Source organism: Sphingomonas sp. BL-S-29 (genome assembly GCF_055521495.1).
This window is the reverse complement of record NZ_CM145482.1, coordinates 4,414,475-4,431,067: the sequence shown is the minus strand read 5'-3', so window position 1 is coordinate 4,431,067 and position 16,593 is coordinate 4,414,475. Positions and strand designations below refer to the sequence as shown.

16 protein-coding genes are annotated in these 16,593 nt (G+C 66.3%); 8 read left to right on the top strand and 8 right to left on the bottom strand.

Annotated elements, in window-relative coordinates; genetic code table 11:
- Window positions 1–5 precede the first annotated feature (5 nt).
- From ACZ1I2_RS21080 to ACZ1I2_RS21065, 4 genes are all read right to left on the bottom strand, one after another.
- Window positions 6–725, bottom strand: coding sequence for a response regulator (locus ACZ1I2_RS21080; RefSeq protein ID WP_465173881.1), 720 nt, complete (start codon window positions 723–725; stop codon window positions 6–8).
- A 90-nt stretch (window positions 726–815) separates the two neighbouring features.
- On the bottom strand, window positions 816–1,544 hold the full coding sequence (locus ACZ1I2_RS21075) for a hypothetical protein (protein ID WP_465175953.1): 729 nt from the start codon (window positions 1,542–1,544) through the stop codon (window positions 816–818).
- Window positions 1,545–1,688: 144 nt separating this feature from the next.
- Window positions 1,689–2,465: a thioesterase family protein gene (locus ACZ1I2_RS21070; protein WP_465175954.1), complete on the bottom strand. Its 777-nt coding sequence runs from the start codon at window positions 2,463–2,465 to the stop codon at window positions 1,689–1,691.
- Complete coding sequence (locus tag ACZ1I2_RS21065) at window positions 2,462–3,988, bottom strand: class I adenylate-forming enzyme family protein (RefSeq protein ID WP_465175955.1); 1,527 nt, start codon at window positions 3,986–3,988, stop codon at window positions 2,462–2,464. Before ACZ1I2_RS21065 ends, ACZ1I2_RS21070 begins: the two co-directional genes overlap by 4 nt.
- Window positions 3,989–4,052: 64 nt before the next feature.
- Here ACZ1I2_RS21065 and ACZ1I2_RS21060 point away from each other — a divergent pair, with 64 nt between their 5' ends.
- From ACZ1I2_RS21060 to ACZ1I2_RS21050, 3 genes are all read left to right on the top strand, one after another.
- Window positions 4,053–4,667 carry a glutathione S-transferase family protein gene (locus ACZ1I2_RS21060; protein ID WP_465172231.1) on the top strand — a complete coding sequence of 205 codons (615 nt, stop codon included), beginning with the start codon at window positions 4,053–4,055 and terminating at the stop codon, window positions 4,665–4,667.
- A 95-nt stretch (window positions 4,668–4,762) separates the two neighbouring features.
- Window positions 4,763–5,248: a hypothetical protein gene (locus ACZ1I2_RS21055; RefSeq protein ID WP_465172232.1), complete on the top strand. Its 486-nt coding sequence runs from the start codon at window positions 4,763–4,765 to the stop codon at window positions 5,246–5,248.
- Window positions 5,248–5,580 (top strand): hypothetical protein, encoded by a 333-nt coding sequence (locus tag ACZ1I2_RS21050; protein WP_465175956.1) that lies wholly within the window; start codon window positions 5,248–5,250, stop codon window positions 5,578–5,580. Before ACZ1I2_RS21055 ends, ACZ1I2_RS21050 begins: the two co-directional genes overlap by 1 nt.
- A gap of 44 nt (window positions 5,581–5,624) precedes the next feature.
- On the opposite strand, the gene ACZ1I2_RS21045 is transcribed toward ACZ1I2_RS21050, so the two are convergent.
- Window positions 5,625–6,848: a TCR/Tet family MFS transporter gene (locus ACZ1I2_RS21045; protein WP_465175957.1), complete on the bottom strand. Its 1,224-nt coding sequence runs from the start codon at window positions 6,846–6,848 to the stop codon at window positions 5,625–5,627.
- 298 nt (window positions 6,849–7,146) lie between these two features.
- Between ACZ1I2_RS21045 and ACZ1I2_RS21040 the strand changes: the two genes are divergently transcribed.
- From ACZ1I2_RS21040 to ACZ1I2_RS21030, 3 genes are all read left to right on the top strand, one after another.
- Entirely contained in the window at window positions 7,147–8,364 is a 1,218-nt protein-coding gene (locus ACZ1I2_RS21040) for an acyl-CoA dehydrogenase family protein (RefSeq protein ID WP_465172235.1), read from the top strand.
- 40 nt (window positions 8,365–8,404) lie between these two features.
- Window positions 8,405–9,472, top strand: a complete 1,068-nt coding sequence (locus tag ACZ1I2_RS21035; protein ID WP_465173882.1) for an acyl-CoA dehydrogenase family protein — start codon at window positions 8,405–8,407, stop codon at window positions 9,470–9,472.
- A 266-nt stretch (window positions 9,473–9,738) separates the two neighbouring features.
- Entirely contained in the window at window positions 9,739–12,495 is a 2,757-nt protein-coding gene (locus ACZ1I2_RS21030; protein ID WP_465172236.1) for a TonB-dependent receptor, read from the top strand.
- 116 nt (window positions 12,496–12,611) lie between these two features.
- Here the strand turns inward: ACZ1I2_RS21030 and ACZ1I2_RS21025 are convergent, their stop codons facing one another.
- The 3 genes from ACZ1I2_RS21025 to ACZ1I2_RS21015 form a co-directional block, all read right to left on the bottom strand.
- Window positions 12,612–12,878: a hypothetical protein gene (locus tag ACZ1I2_RS21025; RefSeq protein WP_465175958.1), complete on the bottom strand. Its 267-nt coding sequence runs from the start codon at window positions 12,876–12,878 to the stop codon at window positions 12,612–12,614.
- A 68-nt stretch (window positions 12,879–12,946) separates the two neighbouring features.
- Window positions 12,947–13,450 carry an SRPBCC family protein gene (locus ACZ1I2_RS21020; RefSeq protein ID WP_465172237.1) on the bottom strand — a complete coding sequence of 168 codons (504 nt, stop codon included), beginning with the start codon at window positions 13,448–13,450 and terminating at the stop codon, window positions 12,947–12,949.
- Entirely contained in the window at window positions 13,434–13,790 is a 357-nt protein-coding gene (locus tag ACZ1I2_RS21015) for an ArsR/SmtB family transcription factor (protein WP_465172238.1), read from the bottom strand. Before ACZ1I2_RS21015 ends, ACZ1I2_RS21020 begins: the two co-directional genes overlap by 17 nt.
- A 145-nt stretch (window positions 13,791–13,935) precedes the next feature.
- Between ACZ1I2_RS21015 and ACZ1I2_RS21010 the strand changes: the two genes are divergently transcribed.
- Both ACZ1I2_RS21010 and ACZ1I2_RS21005 read left to right on the top strand, forming a co-directional pair.
- Window positions 13,936–16,275 (top strand): ribonuclease R family protein, encoded by a 2,340-nt coding sequence (locus ACZ1I2_RS21010; protein ID WP_465175959.1) that lies wholly within the window; start codon window positions 13,936–13,938, stop codon window positions 16,273–16,275.
- Window positions 16,272–16,574, top strand: a complete 303-nt coding sequence (locus ACZ1I2_RS21005) for a hypothetical protein (protein WP_465172240.1) — start codon at window positions 16,272–16,274, stop codon at window positions 16,572–16,574. The genes ACZ1I2_RS21010 and ACZ1I2_RS21005 overlap by 4 nt, the downstream gene beginning before the upstream one ends.
- Window positions 16,575–16,593: the final 19 nt, after the last annotated feature.

Genomic DNA, 16,593 nt, shown 5'->3' with positions numbered 1-16,593 from the left:
ATGCCTCACAGGCGGGTGACTTCGGCGGCGAGCGTGTAGCCGCCGCCCCAGACCGTCTTGATCAGATCGGGATTCTTCGGATCGGTCTCGATCTTGCGACGCAGGCGGCTGACCTGATTGTCGATCGCGCGGTCGAACGCGGCGGCTTCGCGGCCCTGAGTCAGGTCGAGCAGCTGGTCGCGCGTCAGCACCTGGCGCGGGCGAGTCACCAGCGCGTGGAGCAGATTATATTCGCCAGTCGAGAGCGGCACCGACACGCCCTCGCGGTCGACCAGGGCGCGCTCGCCCGATTTCAGCACCCAGCCGGAAAAGGCGAAGGAGCCGGTGTCGGGCGCGTGCTGGCGCGTGCCGCCGGCGGCGGCGCGGCGCAGGATCACCTTGACCCGGGCGGCCAGTTCGCGCGGCGAGAAGGGCTTCACGACATAATCGTCGGCGCCCATCTCCAGCCCGACGATCCGGTCGGTCTCCTCGCTGCGCGCGGTGAGCAGGATGACGGGGGTCTCGCTCGTCTCGCGGATATGGCGGCAGAGGCTCAATCCGTCCTCGCCCGGCATCATGATGTCGAGGATGACCAGATCGATCGCATAGGCCGTAAGGCGCGTGCGCGCTGCCTCGGCATCGCCCGTCTGAGTCACGCGAAAACCCTGCTTGGTCAGATATTGCGCGAGCGGCTCGCGGATCGAGCGCTCGTCATCGACCAGCAGCAGGTGTGGCGTTTCTCCCATGATGTCGGCGTCTAGCATGATCGGTTGCCTTTGGAACATGCCGGGCGGGCAAGGGGGAAAACCCGCCCGGCAGCCAGGCCAGTCGGGGAATTACTGGCCGGCGTCTGGTTTGGGCGCGTCGGCACCCGGAGGGGGAGGCGTGCCGGGGCCGCCGGGGCGATGCCACCCATGGCCTCGCATCCTGCCCATGTGCTGCTTCATTCTGTCGCGCGCCGATTCCATCTCGGCCTTGTCGATAAAGCCGTCATGATTGGCATCCGTCTTCGCGAACCGCGCTTCGGCCTGGGCGATTGCCTCGGCATGGCTGATCCTGCCGTCATGGTCGGTGTCCAGACGGGCCATCATCCCGCCATGACCGCCGTGGCGGCCCATCATGCCGGGGGCCCCCGGAGCGCCGGGCGGCGGCATCATGCCGCCGCCCCGTCCGCCCCGGCCTTCGCGCATGCGCTCGCCCATCGCCTTCATTTCGTCAGGCGAGATCTTGCCGTCGCCGTTGGCGTCGAGCTTCGCGAAACGCGCGGCCGCCTGGGCCGAAAATTCCGCTTTGGTGATCTTGCCGTCCTTGTCCGTGTCGGTGCCCGCCACCAGCCGGCCGCGGCCGGGCAGTTCGTCGCCCGAGATCACGCCATCGCCATTGGCGTCGAGCCGGGCGAAGCGCTGATCCGATCGTGCCATGAATTCGGCGCGCGAGATGGTGCCGTCCCCATTGGTGTCCATTTTGCCGGCGTCGGCGCGCATGGCGCCGCCATTCTGCCCCGCGAACGCGGCACCGCTGATGGCAGTGCCCGCCAGAGCGAGGGCGAGAAGATAGTTACGCATACCTTGTTCCTTCGAGTGATTGCCCGGTCCCGCCGGCTATGATCGGGGTTTTCGCTCACGGGTGTCGCGCGGCTATGTCAGCGAAGCGCGAAAGTGTCGCAATTTGTCGCAGCTTTAATTCCTCCCCGTGCCGGGGAGGAAAAATCACGCGAAGATCGCGACGCTCTGCATGCCCTGGGCGATTGGCTGGCCGTCGGCGTTCCAGATCGTCATCGCCTGGCTCGAACAGCCGTTGCGCGCATAATCCGACTGCGCCGAGAGCAGCCACCAGCCATCGGTGGTCGCGGGTGCCGGGGTGAGCAGGTTCACGATCCAGGTCAGCGAGCTGATCGGGGCGGGCTGCTTGCCGAGCAGCTTGAATGCCGCGGGCGGCAGGGCATCGGCGACGGCGAGCACATGGACCATCGGATCGAGCCCCTCGGCTGCGCGCAGCCTTGCCCAGCGCAGCCATTCCGCGTCGCCCGTCGCCTCTTCCTTCAGGTCGAGGAAGTTGAAGTTGCCGGTGAAGAACTCGTCGGGCCCGGTATAGAGCGTCGCATCAGGCGCGGGCGGGCGCCTGGCGCTTTGCAGCCGGCCATCGAGATCGATCCGCGAGGGCTGGTCCGACATGAAGACGAAGGTCGCGCGGAAGCCGAGGCCGGCGTCCGACACGATATCGGCCTGGATGAAAGCGGCGTTACGGCCGCGGCGGAGCCTGGTCGCGGTGACGCTCACCGCGCCCGAGAGCGGGCCGATAAAGGCGATCTGGGCTGAGCGAAGCGGGGGCAGATCCGGCTCGATGCGCTGCGCCGCGTGAAGCGCGAGCGCGCTGGACAGGCCGCCATAGCTGGTCCGGCCCTGCAGCCAGTCGGCCGGGATGCTGGTGCGGAATCCACCCTCGATCGGCGTGCCGGCGGCGAGGATGTCGGCGATCGGGGTCACAGCGTCTTCTCCGCGAGACGATCGCGCAGCGCGCGTTTCAGCACCTTGCCGATCGCGCTGCGCGGCAGTTCGTCGATCGCGTGGAGCGCGGACAGGCGCTGGGTCTTGCCGAGCCGGGCATTGGTCCAGGCGAGGATCTCGGCAGTGCCGGCATCCACGCCGGTATGCGGCACATAGAAGCCGACCGGCGTCTCGCCCCAGGCGTCGGACGGCATGCCGATCACGCTGCAATCAGCGACGGCGGGGTGTTGTGCCAGCACGGCTTCGAGATCGGTCGGATAGATGTTGAAGCCGCCCGAGATGATCAGGTCCTTCTTGCGATCGAGCAAGGTCAGGAAGCCGTCCGCGTCGAAGCGGCCGACATCGCCGTGGCGGATATAGCGCCGCCCCTCGGCGTCGAGCCATTCGGCCGAGCGCGTCGCGTCGGAGCGGCCGTGATAGCCGGTCATCATCGCCGGCGAGCGGCCGACGACTTCGCCCATCTCCCCCTGCGGCACTTCGTTGCCGTCATCGTCGATCAGGCGGATGTCATGATCCTCGATCGGGCGGCCCACGGTGTGGAGTTTGTCGGGATATTGGTTGGCGACCAGCAGGCAGGTGCCGCCGCCTTCGGTCATGCCGTAATATTCGACCAGGAGCCCGGGCCAGCGGGCGATGACATCGGCCTTGAGCGCAGCGGAGAAGGGCGCGCTGGTGCAGGTCTTCAGCCGGAAGGACGACAGGTCGAAACCGCCGAAATCGGGCAGCGCCATGATCCGCTGATACTGGACCGGCACGAGCATGGCGTGAGTCGCCCGATGGGCCTGGGCAAGCTCGAGAAAGCCGCGCGCGTCGAATTTCGTCATCAGCACCGCGGTGCCGCCCCAGCCGAGCGTGGGCAGGAAACTGACCAATGTCGTGTTGGAATAGAGCGGCGTCGCGATCATCGTCACCGCCTCGCCGAAGCCGGCCGAGGCGTTGCGATGGATATGCGCCCAGCGCATCGCGTGGCTCTGCACGATGCCCTTGGGCGTGCCGGTGGTACCGGAGGAATAGATGATGTTGAAGCCGTCTTCGGGCGCGATGGCGACCGGGGAGGGGCTTGAACCCTCGGGAGCGAGCCAGTCTTCAAACGAAGGGAAGTGAACGACCTTTGCCGTGATGTCCCGGCCCGCCAGCGCTGCGGCGGCCTCGTCGTCGACAAATACGATCGGCGCCCCGCAATCGGCGATCATCGCGGCGAGCGATTCCGGCGTGGAAGACGGGGCGAGTGGCGCGGCGACGCAACCGGCCCGGAGCGCGCCGAGAAAGACCGCGCCATACTCGATGCGCGAAGCCGCGACGATCGCCACCGCCTGGCCCTGCGCCACGCCGTCCCGCTGCAACGCCGCGGCGACCCGGTCCATCAGCGCGTCGAGCGTCGCATAGTCGATGCTGCCCTCGATCGCGGCAAGGGCGGTCTTGCCGCCCTGCTCGGTCGCATGCGCTCGGATCAGGTCGGGCAGGGTCGCGAAATCACTCGCGAGCATATCAGCGGCTGTCATGAGACGCCGCTATGCGAGGCGCGCCGCAAATGCCATACGCAATCTTCGAAAAAGGAGGATGCCGATGCTGTTCTACGACGCGGTGAATCCGGCGCCCAATCCGCGCCGGGTGCGCATCTATCTCGCCGAAAAGGGACTGAGCGTGCCGAGCGAGACCCTGTCGATCGTCGCGGGGGAGCATAAGGGGCCGGATTTCCTCGCGGTGAATCCGCTGGGGCAAATCCCCGCGCTGAAGCTCGACAATGGCGACGTGCTGACGGAAAGCGTGTCGATCTGCCGCCTGTTCGAGGCAATGCACCCCGAACCGCCGATGTTCGGCGAGGGGCCGCAGGGCATGGCCGAGGTCGATATGTGGACCCGCCGCGCCGAGCTGCGCCTGATGGTGCCACTGTCGATGGTGTGGGCGCATTGCCATCCCTTCACCGCACGCGTGGTGAAGCCGCAATATACCGAGTTCGGCGAGAGCCAGCGGCCGCGCGTGACCGGCGCGATGCGCGAGTTCGACCGCGCGCTGGCGGACCGGGACTATCTGGACGGGAAAAGCTATTCGATGGCGGATATCGTGCTGTTGTCGGTGGTCGACTTCGCCGGCTTTGTCGGGATCGCGATCCCTGAGGATCAGGCGAATCTCCGCGCCTGGCATGAGCGCGTTTCCGCCCGACCAAGCGCCCGGGCGTGAGCGGGCGGATTGCAACCTGACCGGCTGTAGCTGTCATCGACAGCCCGGGTGCCGCGCCATAAGGTCGCGCTCCGGCACATTCGGGGAGGTGCTAAATGGCTCAGGGTCGCCGACGTTTTGCCAGCATCGTGGCGAGCCTGGCCGCGCTGTCGCTCGGCGCCTGTACCGTGACCCTGATGGCGCCCTATGACAGCCAGACGGAGCAGATGGTCTCGGCGTTGCAGAGCAGCTTTTCGGCCGAGCGCCAGGCTCTGCTCTACAGCTATGGCACGCCCGATTGCGTCTATTCGCGCCAGACCGGTTTCTACCGCAAGGCGCACGCCGATATCGAGGACCTGCGTGTCCATGTCGGCGTGTTCGCGCAGAACAGCCAGACCATCCAGATGGTCGGCCTGCTCGAGGACAGCCTCAGCGCGCTGGAGGCGGAGCATAAGCGGCGCGAGCAGACGCGGCAGGGCACCGAGCAGTGCATGAGCGCGCAAATCCTCGAGCCCGACTTCAATGGCCTCGCGCAGTCGACCGGCGCGATCCTGATGCTGGAAAAGGCCAAGCAGCGCGGCATGGCACCGGGAGGAAATTGATGGCGCAGATCGACGTAGGGGCGCTGACCGGAGAGATCGGCAATGCGATGGCAGCGGTGCTGGTCGGGGGCGGCAAGACCGCCGCGATCTATGCGAAGAACGAAGCCGAGAAGATCGCCATCTCGATCCGCCAGATCGGCGAGCTCTACGCGTCGGGCATCATTGACGCGGAAGAGGCGCGGCTGAAGCTCGACATCCAGAAGAATACCTCGCGGACCATGTTGCTGGCGGTGAAGGGGATCGGCATCCTCGCGGCGGAGCAGGCGATCAACGCGGGGGTGAGCGTGGTACGCGATACGGTCAACAAGGCGCTGGGCTTCGCGCTGCTATAGGGCGCGATCAGACCTCCTCCCGAACGGTGGGGAATTTGATTTTTTCAGATCGCGGTTTTCGCTTCCGGCAGCGGCACGCGATCCGGCACTTTCCACATGAGGATGCCGAGCGACAGGAAGGAGAGGATTGCGGCCAGCAGGAACGCCGCGCCCGGGAAGCCATGGTCGACCCCGGTCGCCAGCGCCTGAGTGAGCAGCAGCGGCCCGAGGATCGACGAGACGCTGCCCATGCTACCGATGCCGCCCTGCAGCGCGCCCTGGTGCGAGGCGTCCACCATGCGTGAGAGCAGGCCGTTCATCGCGGGGAAGATCAGGCCGGACAGGGCGCCGACCAGGAACAGGACATAAGCCTGCCAGCTCTGCGTGATGAAGGCGAAGGCGAGAAAGGCGATGCCTGCCGAGAGCAGGCCGACGACAAGGGCTCGCCGTTCGCCGATGCGGGCGATGATCTTGCCGGTCAGCCCGCCCTGCACCAGCGCCATGACCAGCCCGACGAAAGCGAGCGACCAGCCGATTGCCTTGGCGTCCCAGTCGAAGCGGATTGCCGCCCAGAAGGCCCAGGTCGAGGGATAGACCATGTGCGCGAGTTGCCACACGAACCAGGCCGCGAGCAGAGGCGCGGCGTTGCCGGCATGGAACAGCGGGCGGAACGCGCCGACGACATGGGCATCGCGCAGCCTGAACGGACGGCGATTCTCCAGCGCGAGCGTCTCGGGCATGGCGACGATCATCACCAGGGCGTTGCCGAGCGCCAGGATCGCGGCGGCGACGAACGGGGCGCGTGGGCCGAAATCGGCGAGCAGTCCGCCGATAGCCGGCCCGATGATGAAGCCGATGCCGAACGCTGCGCCGATCAGCCCGAACACGCCGCTGCGCTTTTCGGGTGGGGTGACGTCAGCCAGCACCGAGCTGGCCGGGCTGTAGACCGCGCCCGCGACGCCGGCGATGGCGCGGCCGAGGAACAGCCAGGCGAGCGTCGGGGCCCAGGCCATCAGCGCGTAATCCATGCCGAAGGCGAGCATCGAGGCGATGAGCACGGGACGCCGGCCGAAGCGGTCGCTGAGATTGCCCAGCACTGGCCCGGCGAAGAACTGCATCACCGCGAACACCACCAGCATATAGCCGGCGATCCGTGTCGCCTGTTCGAGGTCGACATGGCCGATGCTGGTGATGAGGTGCGGGAAGACCGGCATGACGATGCCGAAACCGATCGTGTCGATCAGTACGGCCGCAAGGACGATGGGCACGGCACGATGTTCGAAGCGCATTCACTCCCCTCCGGATCGCTCGCGTCCCACAATTTTCCTGACGCGCGGGCGCCGGCGGAACATTCACCGAACATGCACAAGGTCGCACGGCGGGGCAAGGGGGCAGGGGGGCATCAATTGTCTCCAAAAACCGCTGTTTTTCGGGCCATTTTGGATTAATCGCGCGCCTTGTCGCGCGGTTCCGCCCAACGCGCCGAGGAGGTCGGAGGCACGCACCTGGGCGCTTTGCTTGCCCTGCGATCTGTGCCACATGCTCGGCCATACCCGATATTCAGATTCGGTCCCGAAGGAGAGCATTATGGCCAGCGCCGCCGAAACCGACGTCGCCGTCACCCCGATCGACGCGTTCCGCCAGGAGACGCGCGCCTGGCTGGAGGCGCATTTCTCGCCCTCGCTGAAGGGCAAGGAGAATCTGATGGCGGTGGTCGAGGGGCCGACCAGCCTGTCGGACGAGGAGGCCGCCTGGAAAAAGGCGTTCGGCGAGAAGGGCTGGGGCGTGCCGACCTGGCCCGCGCAATATGGCGGCGGCGGGCTCGATCGGGCGCAGGCGCGCGTGCTGGGCGAGGAAATGGCGCGGATCGGCGCGTGGAACCCGATCGGCGGCATGGGCGTGATGATGTTCGGCCCGACCCTGCTCGAATATGGCAGCGAGGAGCAGAAGCTGGAGCATATCCCGGCGATCGCGAAAGGCGAGGTGCGGTGGTGCCAAGGCTATTCGGAGCCGGGCGCGGGATCGGACCTGGCCAGCCTGCAGATGTTCGCCGAGGACAGGGGAGACCATTATCTCGTCAACGGCCAGAAGACCTGGACCTCGGGCGGGCAATGGGCCGACAAATGCTTCGCGCTGGTGCGCACCGACAAATCGAAGAAGCATGAAGGCATCAGCTTCCTGGTGATCGACATGACCTCGCCGGGCGTCGAGGTGAAGCCGATCAAGATGATCTCGGGCGCGTCGCCCTTTTGCGAGACCTTCTTCACCGACGTGAAAGTGCCCAAGGGCAATCTGGTCGGCCGCGAGGGCGAGGGCTGGACGATCGGCAAGCGGCTGCTCCAGCACGAACGGCAGAATCTGTCGGGCGGCGGCACGGTCGGGCGCCTGTTCGCCGGCAAGACGATGGGTACGCTCGCCAAGGAATATCGCGGGACGGACGAGCAGGGCCGGATCGGCGACAGCGACCTGCGCATGCGCATCGTGCGGCACGAGATGGACAGCCGCGCCTTCGCGCTGACGCTTCGCCGCGCCGCGCTCGAGGCGAAATCGAACCAGGGGCCGTCGGCCACGACCTCGATCATGAAGAATGTCGGCGCGCGCATCACCCAGGACCGCGCCGAGCTGTCGATCGAGATCATGGGCATGAACGGGCTGGGCTGGGAAGGTGAAGGCTTTACCGAGGCCGAGCTGGGCCAGACCCGCACCTGGCTGTGGGGCAAGGCCGTGTCGATCTATGGCGGATCGGCCGAGATCCAGAACAATGTGATCGCAAAGCGCATTCTCGGGATGCTCGACCACCAATGATCGTCGGTACCGGACCGAAATAGTTTCAAGGGGCAGGATGATGGCGGCACTCAACGACGAACAGACGATGCTGCGCGACATGGCGCGCGAATGGGCGGACAATGAGGCGCCCGTCTCCGCCTTCCGCAGGATGCGCGATGCGGCGCCGGCGGAGGGCTATGATGCCGCCGCCTGGGCCGAGATGGGCCAGATGGGCTGGGCGGGCATCGTCGTGCCCGAAGCCTTTGGCGGATCGGACTTCGGCTATCTCTCGCTCGGGCTGGTGCTCGAGCAGCTCGGGCGCAACCTGGCCGCGTCCCCGCTGGCGTCGACCGCGGCCGCCGCCACTGCGATCGTGCTGGGCGGGTCGGACGCGGCGAAATCGGCCTGGCTGCCGAAGATCGCGGCGGGCGAGGTCGTTGCGACGCTGGCGGTGGACGAAGGGCCGATCCACGACCCGGCGGCGATCGCGACCAGCGTGTCCGACGGCAGGATCAGCGGCACCAAGCAGTTCGTGGCGGAAGGCGACAGCGCCGGCCTGTTCGTCGTCGCGGCGGTGGACGGGCTCTATCTGGTGCCGGACGGCGCGGGCGTGTCGCGCGCCACGCGCAAGATGGTGGATTCGCGCAGCCATGCGCAGGTCACCTTCGATGGCGCCCCCGCGGAGAGACTGGGCGGGACCGACCTGACCGCAAAGGTGATCGACCGCGCCACCGCGGCGGTCTGCGCCGAGATGCTCGGCATGGCGGAACAGGCCTTTGCGACGACCAACGACTATCTCAAGACGCGCGTGCAGTTCGGCCAGCCGCTCTCAACCTTCCAGGCGCTGCAGCATCGCATGGCGAAGATGTTCACCGAGCTTGAGCTGACGCGATCGGCGGTTGAGGGCGCGCTGGAGGCGATCGACGCGAACCGGTCGGACGTCGACCAGGCCGTGACGCTCGCCAAGGCCGTGGCGGGCGATACGCTCAACCTGGTCAGCCGCGAGCTGATCCAGATGCACGGCGGCATCGGCATGACCGACGAGCATGACGCCGGCTTCTACCTGAAGCGCGCGCGCGTGCTGGAAACCCTGTGGGGCAACGCCGCCTGGCACCGCGAACGCTTCGCGAGACTCAACGGTTACTGACGCTTCGCGCGACCTATCCCGGCAAAGACAGGCGCCGTCCCTTGGGGACGGCGCCTTTTTTCTTGGGCCGCCGGAATGCGGAGATATAGCCATTTCGAATATAGGTTCTGGCCGATCCGGGGCTTTCGCCCGGGGTTTGGCGCCGGATCAGGGCGGATCGGTACTGTTTCGAAACGCGTCTTTCACTTGACGTCGCGTCAATCTCGATATCAATTCGAGTTTACGGTACGGGATCATGGAGCATCCCGGCCGAAGGGGAGAGAGTGATGCTGAAGACGCACTATATGGCTGCATGTGCGCTGTCCGTCCTGGCGATCGGAACGGCGCCGCCGGCCTTCGCCCAGGTGGCCGACCAGGCTGCCCCATCCACCGACGCGACCGACCTGGCCGAGGACATCATCGTCATGGCGCAGGGCCGCTCCCAGATCCTGGCCGATGTGCCGCTCGCCATCTCCGCGGTGACGGCCGAGACGCTGCAGAATTCCGGCGCGAACGACATCCGCCAGCTCAACCAGGTCGCGCCCTCGCTGCTGGTGTCGTCCACCGGCAACGAAGCGAACGGATCGGCGCGCCTGCGCGGCATTGGCACCGTCGGCGACAATCCGGGGCTGGAAAGCTCGGTCGCGGTGTTCATCGACGGCGTCTATCGATCGCGCTCCGGCGTCGGCCTCAACGAGCTGGGCGATATCGACCGGGTCGAGGTGCTGCGCGGCCCGCAGGGCACGCTGTTCGGCCGCAATGCCTCGGCCGGCCTCATCAGCATCTACAGCAAGCCGCCCGAATTCCGTTTCAGCGGCGGCGGCGAGGTGACCTATGGCAATTATGATTACTGGCGCGCCAGCGGCAATGTGAACGTGCCGCTGGGCGAGACCTTCGCGGCCCGGCTCGACGGCGTCTATGTGAAGCGCGACGGCTTCTACAAGGACGTCACGAACAACAGGAAAATCAACGACCGCGACCGCTATTTTCTGCGCGGCCAGCTGATGTACCAGCCGAGCAGCGATCTCTCGATCCGCCTGATCGCCGATTATACCAAGCGCGACGAATCCTGCTGCGCCGCGGCCTATATCGACCAGACGATCGCGCCGGCGAACCGCAACCTGCTGACCACGCAGAACCCGATCATCCCGGTGCTGATCGCGCTGGGCCAGCCGGTCGCGGCGTTCAGCAACCCCTATTCCCGCAAACTCAACATCAGCCCGGGCCGGGTCTATGGCGGCAAGACGCAGGACTGGGGCGTTTCGGGGCAGATCGACTATAATCTCGGCCCGGCCAGGCTGACCTCGATCACGGCCTATCGCGACTATTACAACTACCAGGCGTCCGACACCGACTACAGCTATGTCGACCTGCTGTACCGCGCGCCGAGCGTGAATGCCGGACGGCGAGGGTTCAAGACCTTCTCGCAGGAACTGCGGCTCCAGGGCGAGGCGTTCGACGGCAAGCTCGACTGGCTGATCGGCGGCTATTACGCGAACGAAGACCTCGAGGTTCGCGACAATCTGAAATTCGGATCGCAATATGGCCGTTTCGCCGCCTGCCGCATTCTCGTCAGCGGTGCGCTGGCCGGGCTCGCCAGCCCGTCCTCGGCGGGCTGTCTCAGCCCCGGCGGGCGGGCCGCGCTGCTCGGCGCCAATGGCGGCGCCGGCCAGTTCGGCGCGGCGACGCCGCTGTTCATCGGCGCGTTCGACCGGCTGGATTCAGTGGTGAATGTCGGCGACACGGTGTCCACCTACAAGCAGAACAGCGAGAATTACGCGGTCTTCACGCATAATATCTTCGAGATTACCGACGGGCTGAAGCTGACCATCGGCCTGCGCTACACGCATGAGACCAAGAAGCTCGACGCGACCTTCGGCAACAACAACAGCCTCTGCCCGGCCCAGCAATCCGCCCTGACGGGGCTCCTCAGCAATGCCGCGCTGTCGGCGCTGGCGGGGGGCCTGATCAACCTGACCTGCCAGGGCAATTCCACATCCGAGCTGAACGGCGTGTCGATCAACGACAAGCGCAGCGAGAACGAGCTGACCGGCACGGGTATCCTGTCGTACAAGGTGACGCCGGATCTGCTGGCCTATGCGAGCTATTCGCGCGGTTACAAGGCAGGCGGCTTCAACCTCGACCGCTCGGCCCTGAAACCGCCGATCCTGGTCGCGAACGGCGTGCCGACGACGACCTTCGCGGCGGTCGGCGGGGCCCAGGCGCTGGTGCGCAACCTGGAATTCGACCCTGAGATCAACAATGCGTTCGAGATCGGCCTCAAATATTCGACGCCGAAATTCAACCTGAACATCGCTGCCTTCCACCAGGCCTTCAGGAATTTCCAGCTGAACACCTTCAACGGCAGCGTCTTCCTGGTCCAGAACGTCAACAGCTGCAAAACCGACCTTGCCGGCGCCGATCTCGACACGAGCGCGACGACCGGATCGTGCGCCGCAGGCGACGTGAAAGCGGGCGTGATCTCGCAGGGCGTCGAGCTCGAGGCGTCGATGGTGCCGATCCGCGATTTCCGGGTCAGCGCGGGCCTGACCTATTCCAACACCCATTATCGCAAGAACCTGATCGGCAATGATCGCGGCGCGCCGCTCGACCCGGCGCTGCGTCTGTTGCCGGGCGACAATCTGTCCAACGCGCCCGAGATCGTCGTCACCTCGTCCGTGGCGTGGACGCCGAAGCTCGGCGATAGCGGCCTGTCGGCGCTGTTCTATGTCGATGGGCGCCTGACCGGCGATTACAACACCGGCTCCGACCTGTTCCCGCAAAAGGAACAGGATGGCTATGGCGTGATGAACGCCCGCATCGGCCTGCGCGGCAAGGACGAGCGCTGGGCGATCGAATTCTGGGCGCAGAACGTGACCAACACGCAATATACCCAGGTGGCGTTCAGCTCGCCCTTCCAGGCGGACGGGCCCGGGCCGGCGGGCGTGTTCCCGGCCGCGACCTATCCCGGCGCGACGCAGATCTTCTCGGCGTTCCTCGCCGAGCCGCGGACGTATGGCGTGACGCTGCGCGGGAAGTTCTGACGGGCGCGGCCGCTCGCGCCCGGGGCGTGACGGAGGCGCGGGGCGCGGGATGACCTGAAGCCGGGCGGGGGCGACCCCGGCCGGCTTTTTGTTTCGCGATTACGTAATTTACAAACCTAGCGAGGATAATCCGGGTCGCGTAATACGGGCACCCCGGCGTAAGCGCGCCGGATGTAGCATTTCATGCGTGGATCGGACTCCTTCATCGGTTTGTCCGCCAAGATCGCTAGCAATCTTACTGGGATTCTCGCGTTGGGATCGAACGGCAGCGGATCCGTTGAAGCTCGTATGTTGCAGCGTTTCGCCGCGTCGAGCATCCGCACTGCCGCCTTGGCGTCGGCGATCCCGATAAGGCGAGGGTCGTCCGTCGTCGCGAGCATCATTGTCAACGCCGCTAATATCACTCCGGCTTCTCCACTGGCCTGTGTTTCAAGATCTCACGCAGCACCCGCTACGCGCCTATGCTGGGAAGCAGCTCGTCGAGCTGATCCAGCTGCTCCGGCAATCCGGCCGCGGAGCCCTGCAGTGCTTCCTCGAGCGCTTCCCCGGACGGATAGATTTCGTGGAACTTCAGCAGCGTCTTCCCGCCCTGGTCCTCGAAGGTCACGGTCGTGATTGCGCCCTCTTCGCCCTCGTCGTTGGTCCAGACGATGCGCTCGTTCTGTACCACCTCGAGATACTTGCCGTAAAAGGCCATGGTGTCCGAACCGCCGGTGCCGAATTCCAGCCGATATTTGCCGCCCGTGCGTACATCCATATCGCACGATACGAGCGAAACGCCGGATACCGATTTCGGCATCCACCAGCGCTGGAACAGCTCAGGCTGGCTCCACGCCCTGAAAACGATGCTCGGCGGCGCGTCGAATGTCCGCGTTACGACGAGTTCGCGATCCCCTCTGCGCTCGACTGACGTGGGGTTCTGCACGCCACCTGCGCTGCTAACTTGCTGATCCATCGCTTTCCTCCTGTTTCAGTTCACTGATGATGTCGTCCAATGCGTCGAAGCGATCCTCGAAGAGCTTGCGGTGCACCTCGATCCACTCCGCTTCCGCCGTTAGGCCGCGTTTCCCAAGCTTGCAGGTTCTCACGCGTCCGACCTTCTGCGTGACGACGAGCCCCGCCCGCTCGAGAACCTGGACGTGCTTCTTCACGCCGGTCAGCGTCATCTGGAACGTGTCCGCGAGACTGGTGATCGACGCGTCGCCTTGCCCGAGCTGATCGATGATCCCGCGACGGGTCGCATCGGACAGCGCCGCAAAGGAGAGATCGAGGGGAGGACTCGCATACTGAACCATATGGTTCAGTATGTAACTTGCCCGCGCGGAAAGCGCAAGCGTCCCGGCCTTTGTTGCTGTAGGCCGGTCATTCCATGTCCCGTACCGCCATTGCAGTATTCCGCAGGGGAGTGACGCAACGCCGCGCGCGGCCTATCTCTGGCCGATGCCCAAGCCAAAGCGTTCGCCCGGCCTTCCCACCCGCGAGCAGATCCTCGATTTCATCGCCTCGTCGGAGACTCCCGCCGGCAAGCGCGAGATCGCGCGCGCCTTCGGCCTGACCGCGCAGGAGAAGATCGGCCTGAAGGCGCTGCTGAAGGATATGGCGGACGAGGGGCTGATCGACAGCGCGCCCGGCCGCGCCTTCCACAAGCTCGGCGGGCTGCCCAAGGTGACGGTGCTGCGCATCGCCGATGTCGATGACGGCGGCAATGTGTGGGCCGTGCCCGAGCGCTGGGAGTCCGACGCCCCCGCGCCGCGCCTCAGGATACGCGAGCGCAAGCATGGCGCCCTGGCCATTGGCGACCGGGTGCTGGCGCGCACCGAGGAAGCCGGCAATGGCTGGATCGCGCATCCGATGAAGCAGCTCGCGCGTGGCGAGGAGCTGGTGCTCGGCGTGCTGCATCAGGAAGGCGGCAAGCTCTGGCTGCAGGGCGTCGAAAAGAAGGAGCGGCGCGAGTTCATGGTCTCCGATGCCGGCGGTGCCGAGCCGGGCGACCTGGTGCTGGCGGAAAAGGCCGGGCGTCCGCCGCGTATCACCGTACGGGTGACCGAGCGGCTCGGCGATCCCTTCGCGCCGCGCAGCTTTTCGCTGATCGCGATCCACAAGCTCGGCATCCCCAATGTCTTCACGCCCGAGACGATCGAGGAAGCCGCGCGGGTCGCGCAGACGCCTCTGGGGGAGGGGCGCGAGGATCTGCGCGACCTGCCGATCGTCGCCATCGACCCGGCCGATGCGCGCGACCATGACGATGCCGTCTGGGCCGCACCCGACGACGATCCCGCGAACGAGGGCGGGTGGAAGGCGATCGTCGCGATCGCCGATGTCAGCTTCTATGTCCGCCCCGGCTCCGAACTCGACCGCGAAGCGCGGCGGCGTGGCAACAGCGTCTATTTCCCCGACCGCGTCGTGCCGATGCTGCCGGAGGAATTGTCGGCCGACATGTGCTCGCTGAAGCAGGATGTCGATCGCGCGGCGCTGGCGTGTCACTTGCGGATCGCGAAGGACGGAACGCTCAAGAGCTGGCGCTTCACGCGCGCCGTGGTGCGGATCGCGGCGAACATTGCCTATGAGGATGCGCAGGCGGCGATCGATGCTCATGAAGCGGCAAACCAACCCGTTCGTGTCGAGCGAAGTCGAGACACCATCGATGAGAATGACGGTCTCCCGCCCCAAGGCTTCTCGACTTCGCTCGAAGCGAACGGAGAGGGGGCAGGCCCCCTGGCAGCGAATGGCTTGCTGGAATCCGCCCTCCTCCCCCTCTGGGCCTGCTGGCGCGCGCTCAACAAGGCGCGGGAGAAGCGCGATCCGCTCGATCTCGACCTGCCGGAACGCCGCGTCGTGCTCGACGAGAAGGGCCGCATCCTCTCGGTCGCGCCGCGCGAGCGGCTCGATGCGCACAAGCTGATCGAGGATTACATGATCGCCGCGAACGTCGCGGCGGCCAAGGCGCTGGAGGCGAAAAAGGCCCCGGTGATGTACCGCGACCATGAGCCACCGAGCCGCGAGAAGCTGGTCGCGCTCAAGGAATATCTCAAGACCTTCGGCGTCGAGTTCGCGCTGGGCCAGGTGGTGCGGCCGGGCACCTTCAACCACATCCTCGACCGGATCGGCGAGGTGGATTTCCGCCCCCAGGTGATGGAGCAGGTGCTGCGCACCCAGACCCAGGCCTATTACGGCCCGGAGAATCACGGCCATTTCGGGCTCGCGCTCGGCAGCTACGCGCATTTCACCTCGCCGATCCGACGCTATGCCGATCTGATCGTCCACCGCTCGCTGGTTGCTGCGTACAAGCTCGGCCCCGGCGGGCTGACCGAGGGCGAGGCGGCGTCGATGGAGAAGATCGGCGAGAGCATCTCGATGATGGAGCGCCGCGCGATGGAGGCGGAGCGCGACACGATCGACCGCTATGTCGCCGCCTTCCTCGCCGAGCGGGTGGGGCAGGTGCTCGACGTGCGGATCACCGGCGTGGCCAATTTCGGCTTCTTCGCGACGGTCGAGGGGATCGGTGGCGACGGGCTGATGCCGGTGCGTGACATTGGCGGCGAATATTTCCGCTATGACGAGACGGCGCGGCGCCTGATCGGCGACGAGACCGGCACTGAATATGCGAGCGGCCAGCGGCTGCAACTCCGGCTGGCCGAAGCGAACCCGGTGTCGGGCGCGCTGCGCTTCGAGATGGTGGACGGGAAGGGCGCCCGGCCCGAGCGCGACGCGAAACCGCACCGCGTGATCAAGCGACGCGGCCGGCCGGCGAACATCCGCCACCAGGGGCGCAAGCGGTGAGCGAGCTTCCCGCGGCCGCCCGGCGCGTGCGCGGGCCGGTGGCGGGTCATTTCCTCGCGCAGCATGCGCTGTCGCCCGGGGAGGCGATCGCCTTCGTGCCCAAGGATCGCGTCGAGCGCTGGTGGTTCGACCGCTTCCGCCGCATCGGCGCGCTGCGCGAGGCGGCGCCGGGGCGCTGGTGGTTCGATCTGGTCGCCTATCACCGTGAGGCGCAAGCATTCAGCCGGCGCTGGGTGCCGATCGCGATCGCGGTGCCGGTGGTGATCGCCGCCGTCGCGATGCTCTTCTATCGCGGCTGAAGCCGTGGCATGATCGCCG

Excerpts from the sequence above, each read along its gene's own strand:
- ACZ1I2_RS21080 (WP_465173881.1), bottom strand. The coding sequence starts at position 725 with ATGGGAGAAACGCCACACCTGCTGCTGGTCGATGACGAGCGCTCGATC.
- ACZ1I2_RS21075 (WP_465175953.1), bottom strand. The coding sequence starts at position 1,544 with ATGCGTAACTATCTTCTCGCCCTCGCTCTGGCGGGCACTGCCATCAGC.
- ACZ1I2_RS21065 (WP_465175955.1), bottom strand. The coding sequence starts at position 3,988 with ATGACAGCCGCTGATATGCTCGCGAGTGATTTCGCGACCCTGCCCGAC.
- ACZ1I2_RS21060 (WP_465172231.1), top strand. The coding sequence starts at position 4,053 with ATGCTGTTCTACGACGCGGTGAATCCGGCGCCCAATCCGCGCCGGGTG.
- ACZ1I2_RS21055 (WP_465172232.1), top strand. The coding sequence starts at position 4,763 with ATGGCTCAGGGTCGCCGACGTTTTGCCAGCATCGTGGCGAGCCTGGCC.
- ACZ1I2_RS21050 (WP_465175956.1), top strand. The coding sequence starts at position 5,248 with ATGGCGCAGATCGACGTAGGGGCGCTGACCGGAGAGATCGGCAATGCG.
- ACZ1I2_RS21045 (WP_465175957.1), bottom strand. The coding sequence starts at position 6,848 with ATGCGCTTCGAACATCGTGCCGTGCCCATCGTCCTTGCGGCCGTACTG.
- ACZ1I2_RS21040 (WP_465172235.1), top strand. The coding sequence starts at position 7,147 with ATGGCCAGCGCCGCCGAAACCGACGTCGCCGTCACCCCGATCGACGCG.
- ACZ1I2_RS21035 (WP_465173882.1), top strand. The coding sequence starts at position 8,405 with ATGGCGGCACTCAACGACGAACAGACGATGCTGCGCGACATGGCGCGC.
- ACZ1I2_RS21030 (WP_465172236.1), top strand. The coding sequence starts at position 9,739 with ATGCTGAAGACGCACTATATGGCTGCATGTGCGCTGTCCGTCCTGGCG.
- ACZ1I2_RS21025 (WP_465175958.1), bottom strand. The coding sequence starts at position 12,878 with ATGATGCTCGCGACGACGGACGACCCTCGCCTTATCGGGATCGCCGAC.
- ACZ1I2_RS21020 (WP_465172237.1), bottom strand. The coding sequence starts at position 13,450 with ATGGATCAGCAAGTTAGCAGCGCAGGTGGCGTGCAGAACCCCACGTCA.
- ACZ1I2_RS21015 (WP_465172238.1), bottom strand. The coding sequence starts at position 13,790 with ATGGTTCAGTATGCGAGTCCTCCCCTCGATCTCTCCTTTGCGGCGCTG.
- ACZ1I2_RS21010 (WP_465175959.1), top strand. The coding sequence starts at position 13,936 with ATGCCCAAGCCAAAGCGTTCGCCCGGCCTTCCCACCCGCGAGCAGATC.